23 protein-coding genes are annotated in these 24,983 nt (G+C 62.9%); 12 read left to right on the top strand and 11 right to left on the bottom strand.

Translation table 11 applies throughout. From position 1 onward, the window contains the following. Positions 1-20: 20 nt before the first annotated feature. Positions 21-1,352 (bottom strand): hypothetical protein, encoded by a 1,332-nt coding sequence (locus tag R3F07_18080; protein ID MEZ5278296.1) that lies wholly within the window; start codon positions 1,350-1,352, stop codon positions 21-23. Between the two features lie 253 nt (positions 1,353-1,605). Between R3F07_18080 and eno the strand changes: the two genes are divergently transcribed. After that, positions 1,606-2,925: a phosphopyruvate hydratase gene (gene eno, locus R3F07_18075; protein MEZ5278295.1), complete on the top strand. Its 1,320-nt coding sequence runs from the start codon at positions 1,606-1,608 to the stop codon at positions 2,923-2,925. A 125-nt stretch (positions 2,926-3,050) separates the two neighbouring features. Here eno and R3F07_18070 read toward each other — a convergent pair whose 3' ends face one another. The 3 genes from R3F07_18070 to R3F07_18060 are packed head-to-tail and all read right to left on the bottom strand — an operon-like array spanning position 3,051 to position 6,382. Then, positions 3,051-4,652, bottom strand: coding sequence for a DUF4091 domain-containing protein (locus R3F07_18070; protein MEZ5278294.1), 1,602 nt, complete (start codon positions 4,650-4,652; stop codon positions 3,051-3,053). Between the two features lie 22 nt (positions 4,653-4,674). Continuing rightward, positions 4,675-5,067 (bottom strand): VOC family protein, encoded by a 393-nt coding sequence (locus tag R3F07_18065; GenBank protein MEZ5278293.1) that lies wholly within the window; start codon positions 5,065-5,067, stop codon positions 4,675-4,677. Between the two features lie 40 nt (positions 5,068-5,107). After that, positions 5,108-6,382, bottom strand: coding sequence for a sialidase family protein (locus R3F07_18060; GenBank protein ID MEZ5278292.1), 1,275 nt, complete (start codon positions 6,380-6,382; stop codon positions 5,108-5,110). Positions 6,383-6,547: 165 nt separating this feature from the next. Here R3F07_18060 and R3F07_18055 point away from each other — a divergent pair, with 165 nt between their 5' ends. The 4 genes from R3F07_18055 to R3F07_18040 all read left to right on the top strand — a co-directional run bounded on the left by R3F07_18055 (position 6,548) and on the right by R3F07_18040 (position 10,780). Beyond that, entirely contained in the window at positions 6,548-7,579 is a 1,032-nt protein-coding gene (locus tag R3F07_18055) for a trifunctional transcriptional activator/DNA repair protein Ada/methylated-DNA--[protein]-cysteine S-methyltransferase (protein ID MEZ5278291.1), read from the top strand. Between the two features lie 198 nt (positions 7,580-7,777). Beyond that, positions 7,778-8,278, top strand: a complete 501-nt coding sequence (locus R3F07_18050) for an ASCH domain-containing protein (GenBank protein ID MEZ5278290.1) — start codon at positions 7,778-7,780, stop codon at positions 8,276-8,278. Between the two features lie 82 nt (positions 8,279-8,360). Next, positions 8,361-10,217: a glycoside hydrolase family 2 TIM barrel-domain containing protein gene (locus tag R3F07_18045; GenBank protein ID MEZ5278289.1), complete on the top strand. Its 1,857-nt coding sequence runs from the start codon at positions 8,361-8,363 to the stop codon at positions 10,215-10,217. 206 nt (positions 10,218-10,423) lie between these two features. Further along, positions 10,424-10,780: a VOC family protein gene (locus R3F07_18040; protein ID MEZ5278288.1), complete on the top strand. Its 357-nt coding sequence runs from the start codon at positions 10,424-10,426 to the stop codon at positions 10,778-10,780. Positions 10,781-10,796: 16 nt separating this feature from the next. On the opposite strand, the gene R3F07_18035 is transcribed toward R3F07_18040, so the two are convergent. After that, positions 10,797-12,557, bottom strand: a complete 1,761-nt coding sequence (locus R3F07_18035) for an L-lactate permease (protein MEZ5278287.1) — start codon at positions 12,555-12,557, stop codon at positions 10,797-10,799. A gap of 186 nt (positions 12,558-12,743) precedes the next feature. Here R3F07_18035 and R3F07_18030 point away from each other — a divergent pair, with 186 nt between their 5' ends. The 7 genes from R3F07_18030 (at position 12,744) to R3F07_18000 (ending at position 20,188) form a co-directional block, all read left to right on the top strand. Continuing rightward, a complete protein-coding gene (locus tag R3F07_18030) occupies positions 12,744-13,985 on the top strand; it encodes a hypothetical protein (GenBank protein ID MEZ5278286.1) in 1,242 nt (413 codons plus the stop codon). A gap of 14 nt (positions 13,986-13,999) precedes the next feature. Beyond that, positions 14,000-14,569 (top strand): FMN-binding protein, encoded by a 570-nt coding sequence (locus R3F07_18025; protein ID MEZ5278285.1) that lies wholly within the window; start codon positions 14,000-14,002, stop codon positions 14,567-14,569. Continuing rightward, complete coding sequence (locus R3F07_18020; protein ID MEZ5278284.1) at positions 14,566-15,399, top strand: PepSY domain-containing protein; 834 nt, start codon at positions 14,566-14,568, stop codon at positions 15,397-15,399. The genes R3F07_18025 and R3F07_18020 overlap by 4 nt, the downstream gene beginning before the upstream one ends. A gap of 147 nt (positions 15,400-15,546) precedes the next feature. Then, positions 15,547-17,004 carry an FAD-linked oxidase C-terminal domain-containing protein gene (locus tag R3F07_18015; GenBank protein ID MEZ5278283.1) on the top strand — a complete coding sequence of 486 codons (1,458 nt, stop codon included), beginning with the start codon at positions 15,547-15,549 and terminating at the stop codon, positions 17,002-17,004. Further along, entirely contained in the window at positions 16,997-18,100 is a 1,104-nt protein-coding gene (locus tag R3F07_18010; protein ID MEZ5278282.1) for an FAD-binding protein, read from the top strand. The genes R3F07_18015 and R3F07_18010 overlap by 8 nt, the downstream gene beginning before the upstream one ends. Before the next feature lie 15 nt (positions 18,101-18,115). Then, positions 18,116-19,372 carry a heterodisulfide reductase-related iron-sulfur binding cluster gene (locus R3F07_18005; protein MEZ5278281.1) on the top strand — a complete coding sequence of 419 codons (1,257 nt, stop codon included), beginning with the start codon at positions 18,116-18,118 and terminating at the stop codon, positions 19,370-19,372. Between the two features lie 123 nt (positions 19,373-19,495). Then, positions 19,496-20,188: a hypothetical protein gene (locus R3F07_18000; GenBank protein ID MEZ5278280.1), complete on the top strand. Its 693-nt coding sequence runs from the start codon at positions 19,496-19,498 to the stop codon at positions 20,186-20,188. A gap of 9 nt (positions 20,189-20,197) precedes the next feature. On the opposite strand, the gene R3F07_17995 is transcribed toward R3F07_18000, so the two are convergent. The 6 genes from R3F07_17995 to R3F07_17970 form a co-directional block, all read right to left on the bottom strand. Continuing rightward, positions 20,198-21,172 (bottom strand): uracil-DNA glycosylase, encoded by a 975-nt coding sequence (locus tag R3F07_17995; protein ID MEZ5278279.1) that lies wholly within the window; start codon positions 21,170-21,172, stop codon positions 20,198-20,200. A gap of 16 nt (positions 21,173-21,188) precedes the next feature. Further along, positions 21,189-21,833, bottom strand: coding sequence for a riboflavin synthase (locus R3F07_17990; protein MEZ5278278.1), 645 nt, complete (start codon positions 21,831-21,833; stop codon positions 21,189-21,191). Between the two features lie 60 nt (positions 21,834-21,893). Further along, positions 21,894-22,904, bottom strand: a complete 1,011-nt coding sequence (locus tag R3F07_17985) for a M23 family metallopeptidase (protein ID MEZ5278277.1) — start codon at positions 22,902-22,904, stop codon at positions 21,894-21,896. A gap of 12 nt (positions 22,905-22,916) precedes the next feature. Further along, on the bottom strand, positions 22,917-23,411 hold the full coding sequence (locus R3F07_17980; GenBank protein ID MEZ5278276.1) for a hypothetical protein: 495 nt from the start codon (positions 23,409-23,411) through the stop codon (positions 22,917-22,919). A gap of 28 nt (positions 23,412-23,439) precedes the next feature. Beyond that, positions 23,440-24,393, bottom strand: a complete 954-nt coding sequence (locus R3F07_17975) for a coproporphyrinogen-III oxidase family protein (GenBank protein ID MEZ5278275.1) — start codon at positions 24,391-24,393, stop codon at positions 23,440-23,442. A 248-nt stretch (positions 24,394-24,641) separates the two neighbouring features. Then, positions 24,642-24,944, bottom strand: coding sequence for a hypothetical protein (locus R3F07_17970; protein ID MEZ5278274.1), 303 nt, complete (start codon positions 24,942-24,944; stop codon positions 24,642-24,644). Between the last annotated feature and the right edge of the window lie 39 nt (positions 24,945-24,983).

Here is a 24,983-nt window from a genome sequence, read left to right as displayed (position 1 = left end):
AGCCGGAATAGCGCTATCGCTCAAATCCGACAACTTAGGGATTGGAGTTCCTCCACGAATACCTGATCGATCCCCGATAGGAACGGGGCCGGACCATCCTTGTTGTACCAGCGAGACGTCACCACTTCGTATCCGCCCTCCGGCAGCAGGCTGTCGGTCGGCAGATAGCAGGGCACGTCCTGACAATAGCCCCACACCGTGAGGTCTTCGTCCTTGAGCGCACGACGGAGCACGGCCAGCCACTCCGCAACCGGCTCACCCCCCAACCAGGCGATCCCGTGACCCTTCGCCAGGCGCAGCAAACCCACCTCAAAGACGACCCCCCGAACCGGGGGCAGACCGCTGTCAAGCCGCTCCCCCCAATACCGCCCGAGATTCCGGCGCAATTCGTCGTCGGAGCGGCTCAAATCGCGCCAATGTTCCCGATCCGGCATCCCGGCAGGATCCTGCCTCAGGAGCACCCGGCTGGAACCAGAGGCCAGTTCCAGGTCAATCGGATCTCCCGAAGCCGCAAGCGCCTCAAGGACATCGTTCGCCAGATCCTCACCGGTCTGTTCGACATCCGCGGAGGTCGGCTTTCGGAAAACGTTGGCCTCAAAATCGGCGACAATCCGGGGCCGGACATTGCCCGCCAGACCTTGCATAAACTGACAATGAGTGGTTTGCCCGAATTCCGTGGCCAGACGGCGTCGACTGACACCCACGAAATCGGCCGAAAGACTGTTCCAGGCAAATCCGTAAACGAGCACCGGATGACAACCGCAACTGTAGATGATCGCGCGGCCGGATTCCGACTGCAGGTCCATGACCCACAGGTCCGGGTTGCAGCAGCCGTGCGCACTCGGACGCATATCCATCTTTCCCGTATCATCCCGATTCCTACGATTCACCCCGATGGTTGAGCGCCCCCGATGGACGGATACAGACACCCGGGAGAGATTCCGCTCCGCCTGCACGGCAGCACCCGATACCCTTTCGATCAGGACCTCCTCATAGGCCTGCAGGCCCGGAGGCTTCTCCAGCTTCGCGGCGTACTTCTCCGCATTGGCCATCGGACCGCTGTGCACATGGGCGAAATTCAGGACGACGGCATCGGGTGCGACACCCGTCAACATGGACAGGTTGCGCCTCAGTTCGACACTCGAGCGGAACCCCAGTCCGACCAGATCGAGGGATACCCAGAGCTGGCGCACCCCGCGACCGTCTTCCAGCAGGAGCACACCCGCTTCGAGCGGATCCCGCACCTCCCTGCCCAACGCAATCTGCGCACCCCGCCCCCCCATCGGCAGGCCCAGCGGAGGCGTGATCTCCACCCGGGCCCAACCCGCTTTTGACTGGCCCGAAATCTTCATGTTCTCCCAGGGACTCTGACCGAAAATCCGCCTCCCCGGCCAGTTTTCGCAAGATGGTAACGTTCGATCCCACGCCATCCGGTCGGGACGCCCCGGCTGACCGTGGATTTGTAACGCATTACGTTACAAATCCACGGCACCGTATTTCTTCGCCTCGCCGGTCTCCTCGCCGCCCCGCCAAGATCCGCGCGGGATTCGTCAAGTTTTGACTGTCCATTCCGACCGATCCGCCGCTAGAGTCGGCCCTTTTCCAATGAGCACCTATATCGTAGACATCAAAGCAAGAGAGATCCTCGACTCCCGGGGAAACCCGACCGTCGAAGTCGACGTCGAACTCGCCTCCGGCATCGTCGGCCGCGCGGCCGTTCCGTCGGGCGCCAGCACCGGAGAACACGAAGCCCTCGAGCTCCGCGACGGCACCCTTCCCGCCAGCGCCCTGCCCAAGGGGTCCAACTGGAAGAAGCGTTACCTCGGGAAGGGGGTCCTCAAGGCGGTGGAAAACGTCCACAACCTGATCTTCCCGGAAATTGAAGGCCTCGACGCGGTCGACCAGGTCCTGATCGACCAGACCATGATCAAGCTGGACGGCAGCTCGACCAAGAAGAATCTCGGCGCCAACGCCATGTTGGGGGTCTCGCTCGCCACCGCGCATGCGGCCGCCCAGGCCTGCGGTCAACCGCTTTACAAGTACCTCGGCGGCCCCAACGCCAAGGTCCTGCCGGTTCCCATGATGAACATCATGAACGGCGGCTCCCACTCGGACGCCCCGATCGACATCCAGGAGTTCATGATCATGCCGATCGGCGCCTCGTCCTTCCGCGAGGCGCTCCGCATGGGTGCGGAGGTTTTCCACGCCCTCAAGGCCGTCCTGAAGGGACGCGGTCTTTCTACTTCGATCGGAGACGAAGGCGGTTTTGCGCCCAAGCTCGACTCCAACGCGGACGCACTCGAGGTCATCGCCAAGGCGATCAAGGATGCCGGCTACAAGATCGGCAACGAGATCGCCCTCGCTCTCGACGTGGCCTCCTCCGAATTCTACGACGCCAAATCGAAGACCTATGTCTTCAAGAAATCGGACGGTTCCAAGCGCACCGCCGCGCAGATGGTCGATTTCTACCGCGACCTCCAGAAGAAGTACCCGATCATCTCGATTGAGGACGGCTGCGGCGAGAACGACTGGGCCGGCTGGAAACTCCTGACCGACGCGATCGGCAGCACGACCCAATTGGTCGGTGACGATCTTTTCGTGACCAATACCAGCTTCCTCAAGAAGGGCATCGATACCGGCACCGCCAATTCGATCCTCGTCAAGGTCAACCAGATCGGCACCCTGACCGAGACCCTCGACGCGGTCGAGATGGCCAAGGAGGCCAACTACACCGCGGTCATCTCCCACCGCTCGGGCGAGACCGAGGACACCACGATCTCGGACATCGCCGTGGCCACCAACGCCGGCCAGATCAAGACCGGTTCCCTCTGCCGGACCGACCGCGTGGCCAAGTACAACCAGCTTCTCCGCATCGAGGAGGAGCTGGGCAGCACGGCGGTCTACGGCGGCAAGATGCGCGGTTGACCCGGACGGCGCCCCCACGGCTCAAGAACGTCTCCACCGGAGCCCGGCCCGAAATGGCCGGGCTCTTTTTCTTCGCGGAAGCACTCTTTCGCAGCGGCCGGTGAGACGCGAAGCCTCTCCGGTGCTCAATCCCGCGTCTCGCGTTGGAACAGCCGGCGTTTCGTCCGGCGTATCCACACTTCGGATTTCGGAAAATCCTCAAACGACTTGATCGGGCGAAGGATGGGGTCATCCCGATCCACCCCTAGGGTCTGCAGCAGGGCATGGTTCTGCAGACTTTCACCGAAGACTTCCCACCGGATCGAGTCGATCGGCCCGTCCGATCCCGGATAAATGACGAAGGGATCCCCGAAGGCCCACCCCGGCCAGGCCCCGGCGTCCTGTTTGGCAAACGGGTCGATCAACTCACGGCTCCACTGCCGGTACCAATAGTTGGCGCCCCAATGCAGGAATCCCTCAAAGGGCCAGCGATAGAAGACAAACCCATGCATCCCGATCTTCGCCAGCGGCGTGTCCATCAGGTGATTCAGGTAGCGCCCCCGGGGACCACAGCAGTAGTAGCACCAACTTCGGATGCCTTCCTGGTGGAAAGCCAGGGCCGACTGAATACTCGGGATCGGCAGGTCGGTCAGGCCCGAGCGGCCGAATTCGATGTCTGAAAGGGCATCCACGACCGGCATCCAGGGCGCGAGGTCCCTGAGCAGTTCGCGGGCTTTCCGGTAGTCGGTGATCTGCTCGCCATGGGGCTCGTCGGAGACATGAAAAAAAGAATGATCGAGCACGGCCTCCCGTCGCAGGAACCGGTGAAGGGACGGCAGATAGTCGGCCAGGAATCTGCGGTAGACGGCGGAGGTGGCCGCCGTCCCCGCCGGCCAGAGCAGGCGCTCGTCCGCGCCCTGGCCCTCATAAACCCGAATCGCCTGCTTCGCGCCCCATTGGGTGAAGAGATGACACCACTCGAAGTGCTTGATCCCGCACTCTCGGGCCACCTTGAGGTAGCGTCGCACGTCCGACCAATCGAAGGCATGACCCCCGTCCGGCCTGCGCCGGACCTTGAGCAATTGCGTCGGCCGCTTGATCCCGTCGAGCGGCGGCGTAAACACCGGCACATAGAGGGTGTCCTGCCCGTGTTCTGCAAGATTGCGCAGGTAAGCCGGAAGAATGGTCCAGAATCGATCGTCGAAGAGACCGGTGCGGTACCAGTCGATCAGGGCATCCAGATAAAACCAGAAGGTGACCCGGAACCCGCGACGGGCACGGATCCGGACCGGATGAGCCCGGAAACGGACCTGGTGTTCCCGCGGCCGGTCTCCCCCGGCCGTCACCGTGACCGTGATCGAGTGATCGCCGGCGGTCGCTCCCCGTCCGGGCAGGACGCTGAACCAGAAGGCATGGGTTTCCCTCGAAGGCAGGAGCATTTCACACTCGTCAAAGAGCGGATCGGGCACGTAGCCCGGGACGGTTCCGCCCGAATCGAGATCGGTTTCCGGTGTATCCGTATTCAGATGACGCAGGGGTACGTAGCCGACCCGCCGCACCCGCACCTGCCAGCCCCGGGGACCCCTGGCCTCGACCCGGACCTGAAGGGGTGACGAACCTTCGTGGCGAACGCCCGATTGAAAACTGAATCGTTCGTTCAGGGCGACATCGCCGAGCGCGGATGCGGACCGGCCTGGCGGGGTGGACGGAAAGATCCGTTGAAGGGAGCTGGTGATCCAGGATTTCATGGTCGAATCGGACATGCCGGAATCAATTCGCCGGCCGGGCAGGCTTGATCTGGTGCAGGAGGATGGAGTAGCCGTCCGGGTCACGGAGGAGCAGACCCAGACAAGCCGGGCTGTCCCAGGGATCACCGATCGGCGCCACGCCTTTTGTTTTCAGAATGGCTTGAGCCTCCTGGAGATCGGCCATCTCGAGAGCCACCATGACGCCGCTTCCTCCGACCGGCATTTCGGTGCTCTCAACGGTCACCGCGAGAGTACCGTGGCCGATGTCGTATTCCACCCAGCGGTCGCTCCAGTTCGCAGTCTCCTTCAATCCGAGGACTCCGGTGTAGAAGGCACGGCTTCGCGCCATATCGCTGACGGAAAGAACGCAGAAGGCAAAATCCCGGATAAGGGAGGCGAGGTTTTTTTCATTCATGGCATTTGTCAGGATTGATGGGGGGAGATCCGGCGCCCGCTCACCGCGCCCGGATGAGATTTTCCATGGTCGGGACAGGGAGCGTCGCGAGGTAATCGTGACGGATTTCGCGACCGAGGAGGAAGAATTTGCGGTCGGGATACCAGAGCATGACCCCGTCCCGGGTGGCCGTCAGGCTGCTGTACATCGCGAGATCGGGCCGCAGTATCGGCACGCCGCCGTTGTCCATGAAAAACTGCGGTTCGGAGAACCAGATCGGCTGAACCGCGCCCGGTCGGAAGAGTCCGCGCATCAGGTAGATCGGGCGTCGATGGCTGTTGGCATCGAGCGGCCCCCATCCCCCGAAATGCCCGTCGTGGTTGTGGTAGAGGAAAACATACTCCCCCGGGGCGACCTCATAGATCGGACAGGGGCTGCAGGGGTGGAGCAAGGGAAGCGAACCGTCGGTCTGGCGAAGCGGTTCGGGCCGTGTCCAGGTATCGCCACGGTCCGTGGATATCGAAAAAAAGGGATGCCCGACCGTGGTTCGCATGACACAGAAGAGCCGCCCATCCGGCAGCGGAACAATGGCCGGCTCCTGGAGAACCGGAACCTCGGGATGGCCGATCAGTCCGACCTGAAGGGCCTTCTCCCCGGTCATGTGATAACTGATCCGGAGGTCACGGGGTTCAGGATCATCGTCGAGATTCTCAAAACGCATGAACTCCACCACTGCCGCATTGGCCCACCAGGCATCAATCGGCCGGGGCGGAGTCACCTCGGGGCTGACCCAGCGGGTGAAACCCGAAAAACAGGGCCCGTCAAAGAACCGGAGGGGCTTCTGCCAGACAATCCAGTTGGCCGGGATGGTCGGGTCACGGCTGTCCCAGCAGGTCCGCGGCATCTTGATCCGTTGCTCGGCCGACCAGGTCGCGCCTTCATCATCGCTGTAGACCGCCGCCATCGCACCGCAGGTCGCCGCGAAAAGATCGTGTTTCCCGGCATAGCGGTTGTAGATGACGAAGATCCTTCCCGAGCGCGATAACAGGGGGAACCCCCAGCTGGCCGTGCCCTGACCTTCGCCCGGACCGGCCAGGATCCGCGGACGGGTCCAAGCCCTTCCCTCATCCGCACCGGTCGCAAAAACGATCCGCTGGTCGCCGCTCCCTTCATACGTGCTCTGGGTCCAGACGGCCATCAAACCACCCGACGGACCATGAAAGACGAGGAAGTGTTCATTGCCCGTGTCCCCGGATGACCGATCCGCACTCCCCGGAGCATAGACGACACGGTCCGGCGAAGTCCGTTTGATTTCGGTTTCCAAGCAAAGCGCCATCCGGAACCATCATGCAGTTCCTTTCGTGAACGTCAGCACATTTGGTCCATGCCGCTGAGAATCCGTTCGAACCTACCGGTTTCGGGAATTCCCTGTCGCAAAATCGGTCGCATCCGGCCTCACAGATCTGCTAGAATGCGCCCAGTGATCAGACAACCCGAACTCATGCCCGACGCGGAGACCATGTTTCAGGCCCTGGTCGCGAAGGATTCCTCGTTTGAAGGAATCTTCGTGGCCGGGATCCGCACGACCGGGATCTTCTGCCGGCCCTCCTGTTCCGCCCGCAAGCCCAGACCGGAAAACGTCGAGTTTTTCCCACGGGCCGGCGATGCCCTCGCCGCTGGATACCGACCCTGCCTGCGCTGCCGTCCGATGGAAGCCAATGGCGAGGCCCCCGACTGGCTCCGTCCGGTCCTCCGGGCAATCGATGCCGATCCGATGAAGCGCTGGACCAGCCAGGACCTGCGCGAGGCCGGGGTGGAACCCGCCCGAGCCCGCCGCTGGTTTCAGGCCCACCATGGGATGACCTTTCTCGCCTACCTGCGATCCCGTCGGATGGGTCAGGCATTCTCGCGACTCAAGAACGGATCAGGGGTCACCGAGGCTGCGCTGGAGACCGGCTTCGATTCACTGAGCGGTTTCTGCGATGCCTTCCGCCGCTCCACCGGCCAAACCCCCACCCGATCGGTCACCCTGCACCCCTTGAAGGTGGCTCAGTTTCCATCCCCTATGGGCCCCCTGGTGGCCGCAGCCGACGACGAGGCCGTCTACCTGCTCGAGTTCTGGGACCGTCGGATGCTGGAAACCCAGTTTTCCATTCTCGAGAAGCGCATCGGGGCGGTCTTTTTCCCGGGAACCAGCGACCCGATCCGGCAACTCGAGAGAGAGATCGCACTCTATTTTGGGGGGAAGCTGAAACGGTTCCGAACGCCGGTTCGCTCTCACGGTTCGGACCATCAGCAGCAGGTCTGGCAGGCACTCATGGAGATCCCCTACGGTCAGACGGTCTCCTACAGCCAATTGGCCGCCTCAATCGGGCGCCCCGCCAGCACCCGCCCGGTGGCCCGCGCCGTCGGCGAGAATCGCCTCGCCATCATCATCCCCTGCCACCGGGTGGTCGGACATGATGGTCAACTGACCGGTTACGGCGGCGGTCTCTGGAGAAAACGCCATCTGCTCAACCTTGAGCAGCGTTGAGGCGCAAGGTGGATTGAACCAGTCGAGCGGATCGACGCGAGATCCGGCCGACTTGACCGAAGGAGACGAATCGGATACCCGCGATTACTCTCATCTTCCGGTCTATGCCGTCGATTAAAACCCAGACCGCCGATCGACCTTTTCCGCTTTGCCCATCTCAAAACCGTCGTCACGTCAGATGACTCCGATCACCCGAACATGATCAAGGAACTCCCACCCGAAGCCCTGTCTTTCTGGTCCGCCTTTCTGCTGCAATCCGGGAGACCGATCGAGACCCGACCGTTTGAGATCTTCGCCTTTGACGACAACGAAGAGTCGTCCGATCACCTGGCCGCCCTGGTCCTTGAAGGCAAGAAATCGGCGACTGCATCCCTCCTCTGGGAATACGATTTCCCGGATAAACGTCCACCTCTGGTTGGCGACCTCAGCATCGTGACCAATTGGGCGAGGAAACCCCTCTGCGTGATCGAGACCACCCGGATCCGGATACGTCCCTTCGAGGAGGTGGACGAAGCCTTTGCGGCGGCCGAAGGAGAAGGCGACTCAACTCTCAGACAGTGGCGCGAGGATCATTGGGCCTATTTCGGCCGGGTCTGCGCCAGGCTCGGCCGCGAAAAATCCCGGACCATGCCGGTCGTCTGCGAGCGATTCAAAGTGGTCTATGTCCCGGGCCGGACGGGCCTGGCTGGCGGGACCTGAACCCGCCTCGCCTTCGGCCGTTATCGTCTCCGGAAATCGTCGCTTTACGGATTGCGACAGGTGGTGGATTCTGGTGGATCTCATGAAAGGATCCTCCCTCGCCGTTCTCGCCATCATGACTGCCGTCACATCACCCGCCGCTCACGCTGACTGGAAACCGATCGAAGGTGCCATGCTCACCCGGTGGGCCGGTGACGTCACGCCGGAGAGCACCTGGCAGGAATACCCACGACCCTTGCTCGAGCGACCCGAATGGACCAATCTCAACGGCCTCTGGGACTACGCCGTCACGCCCCGGAACGCCACCCGGGTCGAGACATGGGCGGGATCCATACTCGTCCCTTTCTGCCCGGAGTCGGCCCTCTCCGGTGTGGGCCGACTGATCGAACCGACCGAAGCCCTCTGGTACCGACGCGACCTGCCCGGCCCGATCCCCGGGAAGCGGTCCCTGATTCATTTTGAAGCGGTTGACTACGAGACGACAGTCTGGGTCAACGGACAGGAAATCGGCTCACACCGCGGGGGACATACCCCGTTCTCCTTCGACCTGACCGAGGCGCTGCGGGACGGTGCCAATGAACTGATCGTCCGGGTCTATGATGCGACCGGGGCCTATCAGCTCCATGGGAAACAGAGACTCCACAACGGAGGCATCTGGTACACAAGAGTGACCGGCATCTGGCAGACCGTCTGGATGGAATCGGTGCCCGAACGGTCCGTAGCCGACCTGGCCATCGGGTGCGACATCGCCTCCGGCCGGATCGTGGTGACTCCCCGACTGGCCGGACCGGTCGGGGACGGTGAAACCCTTCGTGCAACCGCCTCGATGAACAGCGAAGTCGTCGCCTCCGCCGTCGGTGAAGGCACCCTCACCCTGCAGATTCCCACCCCCAGGCTCTGGTCACCCGACGAACCTCATCTTTACGACCTGACAATCGAGCTGATCGACCGGACGGGCCGAGTCGTCGACTCGGTGGCCTCCTATGCCGCGCTGCGCGAATTCGGCCGCAACCAGGATGCCCGGGGTCACTGGCGTTTCACCCTGAACGGCGAACCCATCTTTCACTGGGGACCGCTCGATCAGGGCTGGTGGCCGGACGGTCTTCTTACGCCGCCGACCGACCGGGCCATGCGCTCGGACATCGAGTTTCTCAAGGCCGCCGGCTTCAACATGATCCGCACCCACATCAAGGTCAGGCCGAGACGCTACTACACCCATTGCGACCGGATCGGCATGCTCGTCTGGCAGGACCAGGTCAGCAGCGGCTACGGTGGGGGCAGGCAGAACCCGGACGGCTCCAGCCCACCCTGGACCCGGATGGAGCCCGATCCGGTCGACGCCAACTGGCCCGACGAGGCCCATGCGCAATGGGTTCTCGAATACAGGCGGATGGTGGATCACCTCCGCAACAACCCCTGCGTCGCCGTCTGGGTGCCCTTCAATGAAGCCTGGGGACAGCACCGGAGCATGGAAGTCGGCGCCCTGGCGGTCTCCCTCGACCCGTCCCGTCCGGTCAATATCTCCTCCGGGGGCAATTTCTGGCCGGTCGGCGACATTGCCGACCACCATTCCTATCCGGATCCCGACTTCCCCCTGGACGATCTGCGCTTCACGGACTTCATCAAGGTGGTCGGCGAGTTCGGCGGACATGGTTGGCCGGTCGACGGGCACCTCTGGGATGCCGCCCGGGAAAACTGGGGCTACGGCGGACTTCCGGAAACCATCGGTGAGTGGAAGGACCGCTACGCCCGGTCGATCGACATCCTCTGCGCACTCCGCCGCAAGGGCGTCGCCGCCGGCGTCTACACCCAGACGACCGATGTCGAGGTCGAGATCAACGGCCTCCTCACCTATGACCGTATCCAGAAAGTTGATCCAGATTGGTTGCGCGGACAGTCGGCACGCCTTCTGGGCACGCCCGACGCCGGGACCGAATGAACCCGGAGCGCCATTGCAGCCATGAGAGAACGGGCGAAGAGGCATGCGGAATCTTCAGCTCAGAACGGACTTTTTGGTTGGTGCAACTCTCTGGTGCAGTCGCCACGACCTCCCGGGGCGTATCGATGCGGATTCCCACCAAGAGACTGCCGCGACGACGACTCCCGATACCTCCTGAACACCCCCTACCTTAGTACCGTTTCCCCATGACGATAGAAAACACCATTCCCGTGCTGCCGGTCTCGAACCTCAAGCGCAGCATCCGTTTCTATACCGGGACCCTCGGGTTCACCCTCGACTGGAGCGGCGTGATCGTCTGCGGCGTATCAAGGGACGGCCATGCCATCATGCTCTGGGAGGAGTCTCACCCGCCCACCCCCACCCGGGTCTGGATCGGCCTGCGGGACCACTCGCTTTTCGACGAATACCGCTCGCGCGGCGTCAAGGTCCACCAGGAACCGAGGAACGAAGTCTGGGCCTACGAGATGAAGTTCGAAGATCCCGACGGAAACATCCTCTGGCTCGGGACCGAGACCCGCAAGGACCTGCCCGTGAACACCTGACTACACGGAGCTCCTGTCACTGCCGCGCGCTCTTCATGACGAGGGAGAGGAGAAAGACCGCCATCGCCGCCAGCAGAACGGTGCCGAGGTTGAGTCCGGGACCGTAGAGCAGGAACAGCCCGAGACTGCCCGCAAAGAGCACGTACCAGGCCATCGGGATCAGGGTCATGCGGATCATGCTGCCCTCCCGTCCGAGAAGACCGACCGTGGCCGATGCCGCCACCACGTTGTGGACACAGATCATGTTGCCGGCCGCCCCGCCCACCGCCTGCAGCGCCACCACCACCGACGCGGTCACCCCGATTTTTTCCGCCATCCCGAACTGGAAGAGCGAGAACATCATATTGCTGATCGTGTTGCTGCCGGCGACAAAGGCTCCGAGCGCGCCGATTGTCGGAGCGATCAGGGGCCAGAGCGATCCGAAGAGGGCCGACACGCCGTCCGCCAGAACCAGTGGCATCTGACTGAGGGAATCCGACTGCGAATTGATGAAAACCTGGACCATCGGCACCGAAAAAATCAGGGCGGAGGCTGCGCCGATCAGGGTGTGGGCGGAAGCCGCCCACGACCGCCGGATCTGGGCACGGTTCATCCGCAAGACCGCGTAGGTGAGGACCACGGTGACGAGAAAGAGGAATCCCGGAAGATAAAGCGGCTGGGACTTCGTCGAGATGCCGCTTCCGAAGATATCCGTCCACTCCAGGGTGACGGCGGCCGATGTCACCAGCCCTTTGATCGGCCCGACCGTCCGGGTCAGCACCAGCAGGCCGGCCACGACCAGGTAGGGCGACCACGCCTTGAACAGGGTGCTCCGGGTCAGGTCCGCGTGTTCCACATGATCATCGATCCGGAGTTCTCCCGTCCATTCCTCCTGCCATTCCTCCTTCGGGGGAAAGTCCCACGGCTTCGCCGGCTGAAAGAGTCCCAGCTTGGTGGCGACAATAACGGTGGCCAGTCCGATCAGCGAGCCAAGCAGGGTCGGGAATTCGGGGCCGAGGAACCAGGCGAAGGCGACATACGGGACGGTGAAGGCAAAACCGGAGAAGAGGGCGAACTTCCAGAGAGCCAGCCCTTCCCGGAACGAGCGGTTCTTGCCGAAAAAAGCCGTCATCAGGCTGATCATGATGAGGGGGACGAAGGTGCCGATCGTGCCGTGGATCAGAGCCACCGACACCCCGATGGTGTGGAGGTAGGCTTCATGGCTGATCCCCATCTGTTCCAGCAGGGCCAGGACCTGGGGCTGACCGGACAGACCGGTATTGACTCCGACGAGAATCGGCGTGCCGGCCGCTCCGAAGGAAACCGGCGTGCTCTGGATGATCAGGGAGACCATGACCGCCGCCATCGCCGGAAATCCGACGGCGACCAACAGTGGCGCCGCGATCGCGGCCGGGGTCCCGAATCCCGCGGCGCCTTCGATGAAGGCACCAAACATCCAGGCGATGATGATGGCCTGGACCCGACGGTCCGGTGAGATGTTGATGAAACCCTGGCGGATGATCTGAATCCCGCCGGATTCCTTCAAGGTGTTGACCAGCAGAATCGCGCCAAAAACGATGAAGAGGATATTCGCCGCCGTGACGACTCCGTGAACCGTTGCGCCGGCAATCTGGGCCCCCGGCGTCTTCCAGAAGACCATGGCGATGGCCACGGTGAAGAGGTAGGCGACGGGCATGGCATGTTTGGCCGGCCAGCGGAGAATGACCAGCAACAGCATGACCACCGCGATCGGGGACAATGCCAGAAGGGACAAGACTGAAAGGGGTAGATCCTGCATGAAGTGACCGGGGTTGGAATGGTCCGATCGACCACCCACCGGGCAATCTACCGGGCTCTGGCGGCTTGGAAACCCGAAAATCCGCGGCGGCGCAAATCAATCTTAATGCGATTGCGATTCAATCTCAAAAAAACCTTGCATTGAGGATGAGTCTCAATCTTATTTCGCACCCGCACCTTTTTGCCAATGAACCGACTGACCCGACTCACCCTTTCGATTGTCGTATCCGCCTTCGGCGGAGCAGCCGTCCTGCCGGCCAATGGGACCCTGCCCTCGCCCGAGGAAATGTGGGCGTTGATCCAGCAGCAGCAACAACAGATCGAGACGCTCAGCCGGCGTCTTGACGAGGCGGAGACTCGAAGCGCCGCCGCCGACCGGCAGGCTTCTCTATTCGAGGAGCAGATCGAGGCCACCTCGACCTATGTGGAAACCATGGCCGACTCAATCGGACCCGGCGAGAACGCTTGGTATCGACGAACCTCGCTGGGCGGTTACGGCGAACTTCACTACAACACTGGGGACCGGGATGAGATCGATTTCCACCGGTTCGTGCTGTTCGTCAACCACGAGTTCTCCGATGAAATCCGCCTCTTCTCCGAGCTTGAAGTTGAGCATGCCCTGGCCGGCGATGATGCTCCCGGAGAGGTCGAACTCGAGCAGGCATTCATCGAGTTCGACCTGAGCGACCAATCCCGGGCCCGGGCCGGATTGTTTCTTCTGCCGATCGGCATTCTGAACGAGATCCATGAACCCAATACCTTCTATGGAGTGGAGCGCAACCGGGTGGAGACCTCGATCATCCCGACTACCTGGTGGGAGGGCGGACTCGGCTACACCCGGCAATTTGAGAACGGCCTGAGTTGGGATCTGGCCCTGCATTCCGGCCTCAACACCGCCACCGCCAATATCCGTGCCGGGCGTCAGAAGGTGGCCAAAGCGACGGCCGAGGATGGTGCGGCCACCACCCGGATCAAGTACACCGGCGTCCCCGGCCTCGAACTGGCCGCCTCCCTGCAGGTCCAGCAGGATATCGCACAAGGGGCGCTTCCCAACGAGAGCGCCGGCGCCACGCTGGCCGAGGTTCACGCCGATTGGCGAAGAGACGGCTTTGGTCTGCGGGCCCTCTATGCCCGATGGGACATCAGTGGCGCCACCGCCGAAGCCCTCGGCCGTGATGTCCAGGTCGGCTATTACCTCGAACCTTCCTACCGGTTCACAACCACGCTCGGGGATCTCGGTTTCTTTGCCCGCTACAGCGTGGTCGACAACAGCGCGGGCGACTCGATCGACTCCCGGCAAAGCTACACCGATGTTGGAATGAACTATTGGCCTCACCCGCAGGTGGTGTTCAAGGCCGATGTCCAATTCGCCGATCTTCCCTCCTCCAGCGACGAAACCCTCAACCTCGGAGTGGGTTTTCAATTCTGACCCAAACCGATTCCATGCGGCAAGTCGTTCTGGCAGTCCTGCTGATCCTCACCGTGTTGCGTTCCCACGGTCAAACAGAGGGCGACGACGTCTATCTGAAACCCGAAGCCTTCCTCAACGAGACCTTCGCCACAAGTCCGAACGGCCCTCCCACGCCGTCGCTGCTTTGGCTGAGCAGGGACATCCGATCCGCAGTGCACGATATCCTCGGACACGACTATCCGGCCCTGCGTATCCGCTACTGGAGGGCCGAATCAGTTGATGGAGCAGGCACACGTACGGCCTGGATTCTGGAAGAGATCGGCAAGGTCAAGCCCATCACCGCGGGACTGGTGGTCCGTGACGGAGCGCTCGAAGAGGTCAAGGTGCTCATCTACCGCGAGAGCCATGGTTGGGAGGTAAAGCATCCTTTCTTCACCAACCAGTTCAGGGGCGCCGCACTGGACAAAAGCGGCCGGCTTACCCAACAAATCGACGGCATCGCCGGGGCCACCCTGTCGGTCGATGCCCTGACCCGGCTGGGGCGCCTCGCACTCGTTCTCCATGACAGGGTCACCATGCAGGAAGGATTGGCGGCTCCATGAACCCGGCCACTTCAAAGGCCGGCGACGGACCCGAGCGCCGGCCGGCACGGCGGATCCGCATGGCCTGGCACCGTCGCGTCGGTTTGTCATTCGGCGGGATTTTCCTGCTGGTCGCAATTTCCGGGATCGCCCTCAACCACTCACTCCGTCTCGATCTGCACAATCGCCCCATCGAGGCCGACTGGCTCTACCGCTGGTATGGCATGCAGCCGGAGGACGATCCGATTGCCTTCAGCCTGGGGGCCGGCCAGGTCGCTGTCGGACTTTCCGGTTCACTCTATCTCGACGATCAGGCAATCGCCGGTTTGGGCGAACTGCGCGGCGCGGTCGGCCTGGGCGAGGTCTGGGTGGCCGCTGGACCACGCGAAATGTTTCTCTTCACCCGGACCGGAGAAAGAGTTGAGCGGTTCGATTCCGCCTCCCTTCCTCCGGGTGAACTGCGATCGCTCGGTTTGACCGGAGAACCCGCCGATCCCCGTCTCGCTCTCCTGATGAGTTCCGGACGTTACCGATTCGACCGTGACCTCGTCGACTGGACCACCCTTGACCCATCGGTGACGGTCGAGGTGACCGTTCCTGCGCCCCTGTCGGCCGATCTTGAGGATCGGATCATTCGCAGCTACCGGGGAGACGGACTCAGCGTCTATCGCATCCTTCTCGACCTTCACTCGGGACGTTTTATCGGCTCCATCGGTGTGGTCGCCGTCACCCTATCCGCCGCGGCCATGGTCTTCCTCACTCTGACCGGAACGGCCTATGCGCTGCGAAGGCAAAGACGGAAATACCCTGACCGCAGTTCCCGGGGCAACGCACCCGACCCGGCGTCCTGAAGGCCGGGGCCCATCGCCACAAACTGCCCTTTACTGAGTCTCCCACCGTCTTCCTGAGATTCACCCCTTCTCTGCGTCCTCTTCGGTGACCCCGACGACTCCCGATTGACGCCCGGCCGTTTCACTGAATGCTGGTGGTCCAATTCCGTGAGCACCCCACCCGCAACGGCCTTTCTGGCGGAACTCGAGTCCGTCTTCCCGGCCGACCGTCTCTTCCAGGATGAGGTCCGTCTGGCGCCCTATGAGTCCGATGGTCTGACCGTCTTCCGGAATCGTCCGCAAGCGGTCGTCCTGCCCGCCAACCGGGAAGAGGTTATCGCCGCAGTCCGGCTCTGTCACGCCCATGGCGTTCCCTTCGTCGCACGAGGCAGCGGAACCAGTCTGTCCGGCGGTTCCCTCCCGATTCAGGACGGCATCGTCATCGCCCTCAACCGGCTCGACCGGATTCTCTCGATCAATCCCGACAGTCGAACCGCCGTGGTGGAACCGGGCGTGATCAATCTCAAGGTAAGTGAGGCCGCCCGTCCGTACGGTCTCTATTTCGCGCCGGATCCTTCGAGCCAGAGTGTCTGCACGATCGGCGGCAATGTCGCATTCAATTCGGGAGGGGCACACTGTCTCAAGTACGGCATGACCGGCAGCCACGTCGTCCGGATCAAGGCGGTCCTGCCCGACGGCGAGGTGGTCACTCTCGGCTGTGAATCCTGGGATACGGTCGGTCCGGACCTCGCCGGTTTCTATGTCGGCAGCGAAGGACTTTTCGGCATCGCCCTGGAAATCACCCTCCGGCTCCTTCCGCTGCCCGAGACGACCCGGACGGTGCTCGCCGCCTATCCCGACCTTGAATCCGCCGGAAACGCGGTCAGCCGCGTGGTTGCCACCGGAATCCTGCCGGGCGCGATGGAGATCATGGACCGTCTCGCCCTGGATGCCGCCGAGGCCGCGGTCGGCGCCCGCTACCCCGAAGGAGCCGCCGCCGTCCTCATTGTCGAACTCGACGGGGAGGAAACTGCCGTCGCCTCGGAGTTCGAAGTGATCATGAGGTCGATCCGGGACTCCGGGGCCACCACCATTGAGATCGCGAAAGACGCCGCCCAGCGGGCCCTCATCTGGAAGGGGCGCAAGAGCGCCTTTTCCGCGGTCGGACGCCTATCACCCGATTTCATCGTTCAGGACGGGGTCGTTCCACGCAGCCGACTGGGTGAAGCCCTCAAGGAAATCCACCGCCTGAGCACCATTCATGGCCTGAAGGTGGCCAATGTCTTCCATGCCGGCGACGGCAACCTTCATCCGCTCATCCTCTTCGACGGCAAGGAAGCCGGGGCGCTGGAGCGGGCGGAGGAACTCGCCGGACAGATCCTGCGGCTCTGTCTCAGGCTCGGCGGATCCATCACCGGCGAACACGGCATCGGCATGGAAAAGAAAGCGTATCTGCCTGAGATGTTCGGTCCCGACGACATCGCGGCCTTTCATTCCCTTCACTGCGCCATCGACCCGAAGGGCATCTCCAACCGCGGGAAGATGTTCCCCGATGGCGTGGCGCCCGCTCTCGCCCAGGTGGGGCTCCACCCCCTTGAGAAATCCGGGCATCTCTCGCGTGAATAAGCCGCAAGGGAACGATGGAGATCCGCCGGCCCCGGCTTCGATCGGGGAACTGCGCGACGCGCTGCTCGCCCACCCCCGGATCCTCGCCCTGGGCGGCGGCAGCAAGTGGACCCGGCGTCGGACGGCGGACGGCATCGTGCCGATCTCGACCGCGGCCTTCCGCGGGATCACGGAGTATCAGCCTGATGAATACACGATCTCCGCCCGTTCGGGAACCCCGTTGCGCGAGGTCGAGGCGGCCCTGCAGGAACACGGCCAGTTCCTGCCCTTCGATCCTCCCTTTGCCGCGGACGGCGCCACCCTGGGCGGTGCCGTCGCGACGGGCCTGAGCGGTTCCGGCAGCCAGCGCCACGGCCAGATGCGCGATTTCATTCTTGCCGTTCAGCTGATGACCGGCAACGGCAGCCTCATCCGGGGCGGGGCCAGGGTGGTCAAGAACTCGGCCGGTTTCGACCTTCCGAAACTGGTGGTCGGAAGCCTCGGCCGTTTCGGTATCCTGACCGAGATCACCTTCAAGGTCTTTCCCGCTCCCGCCGCTGTCCGCCACCTGCGCGTTCACTGCCCGGACCTCAACGACGCGGTGGCCCGGATCATCCGGTTGAATCGATCACACCTCGTTCTCGACGCACTTGATCTGGAACCTCCGGGCACCCTCCACCTCACTCTCGCGGGTCAGGCCGATTCTCTGGTTGAGCGTGTCGACCGGCTGGGAGCCTTTCTCGACCGCGAGGTCTCGAACGGCGAACCGGATCTGCTGAACCGGAGGATGGCCGCGCCGCCGGCTGGGGATGGCGAAGGCTGCCGGGTCAAGCTCGCGCTCACACCGTCCGCCATCCCGGCGATCGACCGCGATTTCCGGGCGGCCGGCGCACGCACGCTTTACACCTTCGGCGGAGCCACCGGCTGGGTCGCCTGGCCCGGAAACGCCTCTTCCCTGATTTCCATCCTGAACAGGCACCAACTCACCGGCATGGTTTTCCGGGGAGACGGAGCACCCCATCTGGCCGGTGGTTTTCCCGGCGCTGTCATGGCCGATAGAATACGCCACGCCCTCGACCCGGATGACCGTTTTCCCGGTCTTCCGGGCAGCCTCTGAACCGGACCCGACACCGTGCAACACTCCATCCCCATCGAGAAGCGAGGTCCGAACGGACCGGAAATGGCACGGGCGATCGAGGCCTGCGTGCATTGTGGATTCTGCCTGCCGACCTGTCCGACCTACCTGACGATGGGCCAGGAGATCGACTCCCCCCGCGGACGGATCTTTCTGATGAAGGAAGTCCTCGAGGGTCGATTGGATCCTTCCAAAGCCGAGCCTCACATCGACAATTGTCTCGGCTGTCTGGCCTGTGTCACGGCCTGTCCGTCCGGTGTGAAATACGGCGAGTTGGTCACCCCCTACCGCGCGTGGTCCGAGCCCGATCGGCGGCGAGGCGTGATCGATCGGATCCGCCGCGGCATCCTTCTCTCGACCCTGCCCTTCCCCAGTCGATTCCGCGTCTCCATCGCGCTTGGCCGAATGGCCCGACCGATCCGCGGGATCCTCCCGGGGTTCCTCTCCGGCATGCTCGAGATGGTCCCTGCGGATCCCCCTCCGCCGCGCGACGATCTCCTGGAGTGTTATCCGGCCCTCGGCGCCCGCCGGGCCCGGGTGGGTCTGCTCGCCGGTTGCGCCCAGCAGGTCCTCTCACCCGCCATCAACCGCTCCGCCATCCGCGTTCTGAATCGAAACGGAATCGAGGTGGTCGTGCCCCGAGGTCAAGCCTGCTGTGGCGCACTTGCCCTGCATACCGGAGCCGGGGAGGCCGCCCGGACCGTCGCCCGCCGCAATCTCCTGGCCTTTCCCGACGATCTTGATGCCGTCCTGACCACCGCCGCCGGTTGCGGATCGGGCATTCACGAATACGGACTGCTCTTCAAGGGCCATCCCGAAGAGTCCAGGGCCAGATCCTTTGCGGCCCGGACCCGTGACATCTGTGTATTCCTTGAGGAAGTCGGATTCATTCCACCGCCCGACCCGGTCGGTGAGAACCGGATCGTCGCCTACCACGACGCCTGCCACCTCGCCCACGCCCAGGGCGTGCGGCAGGCGCCGCGCAACCTGCTCCGGTCAATCCCCGGGCTCCAGGTGCGGGATATTCCCGAGGCGGACATCTGCTGTGGTTCGGCAGGCAGCTACAACATCGAACATCCGGCAACTGCCGGGGAGCTTGGGCGGCGGAAAGCCCGCCATCTCGCCGGGACCCGGGCCGACGTCGTGGTCACCGGCAATATCGGCTGCCTCATGCAGTTGCGCCGCCACCTCCTTGAGTCGGGCACGGACCTCGAGGTGTTGCACACCGTGCAGCTTCTCGATGCGCGCACCTGACTTCCTCGGGCGGACAGAGTCTCAACCGATCGTTCGGGGAGCGGAAAACCGTCTCCTCCAAGATGAGTGTTACCGATTTGACCCGGAGGGCGGCTTCGGTATGATTCCCCGAGAAAGAACACGATGTTCCCACCCACAAGCATATCGTCCCTTCGCCGTTTCGCCGTCCGGGCGTTGCCACTGGTCACCTGTCTGGGCCTTGGTGGCTGCCAAACCGCCACCTACAATTACGACCTCGAAATCGACAGCGTGGCCGCGGTCGGTCAACGGTGGGGCCCCACCTATGAGGTGCGGCCATTGCCGGGGTCGCCTGCCGACACGGATCCTTTCTTCGGCGGCGTCGCCACGATCATCGGGGAGGAACTCGAAGGCAAGGGACTGATCCCTGCGCTCCCCGGCAAAGAGCCCGATCTGATTGTCCTCGTCGACTACGGGATACGCCCGCCCAGAATCGAATACCGGGTGGTGACGGTGCCGAACCCGATCGGGATAGGAGTGGCGGGCATCGACCCGATCACCGGAGCCCCGAGACGCACGAGCACACTCGGCACCACCGGAGCCACCGGCAACACCGGGTTCTCCGAGGAAGTCCGCCCTGTCACCATCTTCGAAAAGTACATGATTCTCTCTGCGGTTGAGGGCAAAATCGATCCCGGGAAGGGCTCCCGCAAAGAGCTGGCCAACGTTGAAGTTGTCAGCGGCGACGAACGCCCCGAATTGGAGCCTTACCTGCCGGTCCTCGCCATGGCCACCGGCCGCCAGCTCGGCGCTCCCACCACGGAAGTCGAGGAAGTCACGGTCAAAGGCGCCCGCTGACGGGTGCAGTCAGAGGAAGAAGCCGCGCTGCTTTTCCGAGATGGGAAGGCCGACCAGTTCCATGACCTGGAGCATGTCCTCCCAGACCATTCGGCGGGTCCGGAGCGGCTGGCTCCGCAGCAGATAGGACGGGTGATAGGTGACCACGAGCGGACGATTCTCGAAGGTGTGGACCTGGCCACGGGCACGGCCCAAGGTCGAGAACTGCTCCGCCCCGAGCAATCCCTTGGCCGCGGTAGCCCCCAGCGCCACCACCACCTTGGGATTCACCACTTCGATCTGGGCCCTCAGGTAGGGAAGGCAGAAAGCGGTTTCCTCGGGAGTCGGTGGACGGTTGCCATGCGCCGTCGGCATCTCCGGACGCCAATTCATGATATTGCCGATATAGACGTCCTCACGAGTCAGGCCCATTGCCTTGATGATCTTGGTCAGGACCTCTCCGGCCGGACCGACAAACGGCTCGCCCTTGATCTCCTCCTCCGCTCCGGGCGCTTCACCACAGAAAAAAATGTCGGCATCCAGATTGCCGATCCCGAAAACGACCTTTTTTCCGGGCTGAACATGAGCGTTGCACTCCGGACAATTCAGAACCCGGTCCCTCAACGCCTCCCATCGATGCTGCTTGGTCCCCACCGGCAGGACGATCGGCGACGGGAGCGGGATTTTCCCCGGAGCACTGTCGCCGGCTGCTCCCTTCGACGGCGACGCCACCGGCTCCGGCGCATTCCGGGCATTCGCGTTCGCCGCCGTGAAAATCTCGGCCAGGGTCTTCGCGGCGTCCTCGGTGCGGATATGATTCTCGGGCAGGCTGACCCGTCCGGACTTGGTTGCCCGGTCCTCCACGAGCGCCCTTTGGCCGCCTGAGCGCAATGCCACCACCGCTCGGAGATGCTCAAGAGCGTCGTCGCTGACGGCGACATGGGTCACGCCTTCCTGCTTGAGCCGATTGAGTTCGGCGATCAGGGCCTCCATCTGGCAGCGCATGGCAATCCGTTCCCTCCTAATCTGTCGCTTCCGCCTTCGGTGAATTGTAGGGACTCTCCGACTGCTTCAAGGTGAGGAAGCGCTGCACATACTTCCCGAGAAGGTCGAATTCCAGGTTGACCGCCTCACCGCTCTTTCGACGTCCCAGGTTGGTCACCTCGAGGGTGTGGGGAATCAACCAGATGGCAAAACCTACATCATCCACCTCGGCCAGGGTGAGCGAAATCCCGTCCACCGCGATACAGCCCTTGCCGACCAGCAACTGACGATGGTCACCGTCGGGCACAACGCGCAGGTAGACATCCTTCCCTCTCGGCTCGATCGCGAGAATCCGGCCGGTCGAATCGATATGGCCGCTGACGAAATGACCTCCGATCCTTCCATCCCACTTCAGACTCCTCTCCAGATTCACCCCCGAGCCGACCTCGATATCCCCGAGATTGGTTACCCGGCGTGTTTCAGCCAACAGATCAAACTCGAGCAGGCCGCCGCCACACCCGACCACGGTCAGGCAGCAGCCGTTGACCGCGACACTGTCGCCCATGCCCACACCATCGGTGATCTCCGGCGCCCGGACACCCAGCCGCCAGGAACCCGGCAATTCCCGGATCGACACCACCTCACCGCAGGACTCCACGATACCCGTAAACATGAGGGTCATCCTGCGGGATCAGCCGGACGGAGCAAGGGTTTCGTCCGGGCAACGGTCCAAAAAACGTCCTCAATCGGCAAAGAGAATTCCGAATAGACGATCCAGCCGACCGCCCGCCCGCACTTGGGCGCCACTCTCCTTCACCAGATCCAGGCAGGGATAACGTTCCAGCAAATCCCGGTCGTGAAACACGATATTCACCTGACCTGCCGGCCCCCTGACCGGTTGCACGAGGGGTGTCCAGCGGACCGGAAGGCCGTACCAGGTCACATCCACCCTGAAGCCCGTGACGCTCTCGGGAAGCGGCATGGTCAGGAGCTGCGGGTAGCGCTCGACAAAGTCGGGAATCCGGCTCCCCCCCCATTCCACCGTCACCGCCGTCGGTTGACGCACAAGATAATCCGTGATCCCGGTGACCTGCCCCGAGGCCAGACGGTCGACAAGATCATGGAAATCAAACCCCACGGTGTTCATTCCGTTGAAGACGCCGTGCAGATTCCTGCTTCCGTATCCCTGCCTGTCGTACCAGGACTGAAACTCCCGGCTCAGCCAGAGGCCGGTCTCGAGGTGGAGATGGGCCCGCTCCTTGGGAATCGGGTAACCCGCCGCGGTCCGACCCATTGTGCCGATGACCTGTCCGGCCATCACCTGATCGCCCACATTCAGGGTCCCCTCCACTTTCCGCAGGTGCGCATACAGGCTGATCACCGGCAGGTCGAGCCCGCGATGCTCGATCACGACGTAGATGCCGAAACTGCTGTTGCCCGACCGACGGCTGACATACGCGACCACGCCGTTCTGAATCGCACGGACTTCGTCGGTCGGTTCGCCCTTGCGATCACGTTGGGTCGCTTTCAGATCCAATCCCTCGTGAAACTGGTTCCCGTCGGTGCGGACACACCCGAAGAGCCCGGACACAACCAACCCCGAAACCGTCGGCTGGACATAGTCTTCGAAAGGGGCGCCCCGGCTGTAGGCCTCATTCGGCGTCGGCCAGACAAAGGCGGGCCCGGCCCCTGCTCCCGACGGAGACAATGCCCAGGCGAGACCGACGGTCATCCAGAATATCGTTCGATACATCACGTCAGTCAGCTACTCGTCGATTGCCTTCTGCACATCGATGGCCGTGGCCTGGAGGTCGGCCACCAGCTTGTCCAATTCATCGTTGGGAATCTCGACGAAAAACATGATGCTTCCATAGGAGAAGGGACGATCCATCAACCGGACACCCACGGGCACTCCATTGATGGTCAGGACAAGGCGCCGGCCCATGCGGTTCACACTCAACCGGTAGAGATCCCGACCCGCCGCTGGCGTCAACCTGAAGTCGAGGCAGAGACCCAGGTCGACCCGGACGAGATCCACCCCCACAATGTCCAACTCGCTCAGGACCGGCTTGGGATCGATCGGAATGGAGACCTTGCTCAACGGAAGGACCAGCACCTGACTGTAACCCTCGAGGGGATTGGCCTCGACAAAGACGCGGGTGACCTTCGGTTCGTAATCGGGGGTTGTGGCACAGCCCGCCACACCCACAAGCATCCCCGCCAGGATGATCCTGGCTGTTGCTGTCCATCGTCTGTTCATAAGGGCATATCTTTCATTCTCCTTTCGGTCACACCGGCAATCCCATCAATTCGACCCCGACCGCGTCGCAAACCAGCAAGCCTTCCTCGGTCAGGCGGATGACACCGTCGCCCGGTCTTTCCAGCAGACCCTCTTCCTCCAGCGATGTCAAAAGAGAGTTCAGCGGATCGAAGGCAACCCGGGGGAAGCGCCGGGCCAGGGCGGGCAGACTCACCCCTTCGCGCAGGCGCAGTCCGAAGATGAGCGCATCCTCGGCCAACCGGACCGGCTGGAGATCCTCCCGGCCGGCCCGGCCGCGGATCCCTCCGGAAAGATCGCCCAGCCAGGCGTCGAGGTCCGGCGGATTCCCGCCACGCCAGCCGTCCTGCTGACTGGCCGCCGCCGGACCCAGGCCGATCCACTCCCCCATCCTCCACGTATTCAAATTGTGATTACATTGGTGACCCGGGCGCGCGAAATTGGATACTTCGTACTGGTGGTAGCCCGCCGCCGCCAGACGATGCCAGGTCTCGCGGTAGAGTTCGCGCTCCGTCTCTTCGCTCCGGACCACCTTCCCCTCGCCCAGGCGCACATAGAGTGCGGTGTCCTCCTCGAAGGTCAGGCAATAGGTGGAGAGGTGGTCCGGGGCCAGCCGGACGGCTTCATCCAGATCCGCCCGCAGGCCCTCCGCGTCCTGACCCGGAACGGCGAATATGAGATCGAGGCTGACGCTGGGGAAATCCGCCTCGCGTATCCACTCGTAAGCGCGCAGGACCTGTTCGGTCGAATGCGGGCGCCCAAGTGCCTCGAGCAGCCCGGGCTGAAAGGTCTGCACCCCCATGGAAATGCGGGTCACCCCGCGTTCGCGCAGACGCCGGAGTTTCTCCGGACGCACCGAGCCGGGCGCCACCTCCACCGTCCACTCGTCGAATCCGCCGCCGAAATTGTCCAGGAGGATGCCTGCAGAGCAGTCCAGGTCGCGTTCGTGCAGGACCGAGGGCATTCCCCGCCGATGAAGCAGGTGGAAGCGGGCCGTCCCACCCCAACCGGAGGGGCTTCACGGGCCACACCGTCAAGGTAACGCTGCACATCGTCAGCGCCGCGGTTGAATCTGATAGAAGGCACAGAAATCGCAGGACCGCGCGCAGAACGGGACATGGACATAAAGTCGGTCACGTTGTGACGGGGCTTTGATTTCCACACGGGTTCTCGCTCATGGGAATTTGTTTGCAATACCGAACAGTCTGCCTTCTACAATCTCATCTTTTCCATGGAAAATCCTGCTCTTTTCAAACCGTCGGTGGCCGGTTCTCGGCCTGCTTCGGCGCTGTCCTCATGCTTCTCAGCGGATGTGACCTTACCATCAGAACCTGACGCCGCCGACTTTCCGAGAATCCATCGCAAACCTACAGCATCACGCTCCAGATCAACAAGCGCAGCGGAGTAGTCGTCGAGGGGACCATCGAACCGAAGATTGTCATTGACGGCCAGATCTTTCCGATGGCGAAAAGCCCCCTGGGTGAGGACATTACGAATTCCGATTACCGCTTCCATCCGGACGGCAGGATAGGCCTACTGCTTCCTCGTCAACTA

This window comes from Opitutaceae bacterium, assembly GCA_041395105.1.
GTDB lineage: Bacteria > Verrucomicrobiota > Verrucomicrobiia > Opitutales > Opitutaceae > B12-G4.
Note: the sequence above shows the minus strand (reverse complement) of the source record. Positions and strands in the feature narration are given on the sequence as shown.

Excerpts from the sequence above, each read along its gene's own strand:
- R3F07_18080 (MEZ5278296.1), bottom strand. The coding sequence starts at position 1,352 with ATGAAGATTTCGGGCCAGTCAAAAGCGGGTTGGGCCCGGGTGGAGATC.
- eno (MEZ5278295.1), top strand. The coding sequence starts at position 1,606 with ATGAGCACCTATATCGTAGACATCAAAGCAAGAGAGATCCTCGACTCC.
- R3F07_18070 (MEZ5278294.1), bottom strand. The coding sequence starts at position 4,652 with ATGAAATCCTGGATCACCAGCTCCCTTCAACGGATCTTTCCGTCCACC.
- R3F07_18065 (MEZ5278293.1), bottom strand. The coding sequence starts at position 5,067 with ATGAATGAAAAAAACCTCGCCTCCCTTATCCGGGATTTTGCCTTCTGC.
- R3F07_18060 (MEZ5278292.1), bottom strand. The coding sequence starts at position 6,382 with ATGGCGCTTTGCTTGGAAACCGAAATCAAACGGACTTCGCCGGACCGT.
- R3F07_18055 (MEZ5278291.1), top strand. The coding sequence starts at position 6,548 with ATGCCCGACGCGGAGACCATGTTTCAGGCCCTGGTCGCGAAGGATTCC.
- R3F07_18050 (MEZ5278290.1), top strand. The coding sequence starts at position 7,778 with ATGATCAAGGAACTCCCACCCGAAGCCCTGTCTTTCTGGTCCGCCTTT.
- R3F07_18045 (MEZ5278289.1), top strand. The coding sequence starts at position 8,361 with ATGAAAGGATCCTCCCTCGCCGTTCTCGCCATCATGACTGCCGTCACA.
- R3F07_18040 (MEZ5278288.1), top strand. The coding sequence starts at position 10,424 with ATGACGATAGAAAACACCATTCCCGTGCTGCCGGTCTCGAACCTCAAG.
- R3F07_18035 (MEZ5278287.1), bottom strand. The coding sequence starts at position 12,557 with ATGCAGGATCTACCCCTTTCAGTCTTGTCCCTTCTGGCATTGTCCCCG.
- R3F07_18030 (MEZ5278286.1), top strand. The coding sequence starts at position 12,744 with ATGAACCGACTGACCCGACTCACCCTTTCGATTGTCGTATCCGCCTTC.
- R3F07_18025 (MEZ5278285.1), top strand. The coding sequence starts at position 14,000 with ATGCGGCAAGTCGTTCTGGCAGTCCTGCTGATCCTCACCGTGTTGCGT.
- R3F07_18020 (MEZ5278284.1), top strand. The coding sequence starts at position 14,566 with ATGAACCCGGCCACTTCAAAGGCCGGCGACGGACCCGAGCGCCGGCCG.
- R3F07_18000 (MEZ5278280.1), top strand. The coding sequence starts at position 19,496 with ATGTTCCCACCCACAAGCATATCGTCCCTTCGCCGTTTCGCCGTCCGG.
- R3F07_17995 (MEZ5278279.1), bottom strand. The coding sequence starts at position 21,172 with ATGCGCTGCCAGATGGAGGCCCTGATCGCCGAACTCAATCGGCTCAAG.
- R3F07_17990 (MEZ5278278.1), bottom strand. The coding sequence starts at position 21,833 with ATGACCCTCATGTTTACGGGTATCGTGGAGTCCTGCGGTGAGGTGGTG.
- R3F07_17985 (MEZ5278277.1), bottom strand. The coding sequence starts at position 22,904 with ATGTATCGAACGATATTCTGGATGACCGTCGGTCTCGCCTGGGCATTG.
- R3F07_17980 (MEZ5278276.1), bottom strand. The coding sequence starts at position 23,411 with ATGAACAGACGATGGACAGCAACAGCCAGGATCATCCTGGCGGGGATG.
- R3F07_17975 (MEZ5278275.1), bottom strand. The coding sequence starts at position 24,393 with ATGCCCTCGGTCCTGCACGAACGCGACCTGGACTGCTCTGCAGGCATC.
- R3F07_17970 (MEZ5278274.1), bottom strand. The coding sequence starts at position 24,944 with ATGGAAGCGGTAATCGGAATTCGTAATGTCCTCACCCAGGGGGCTTTT.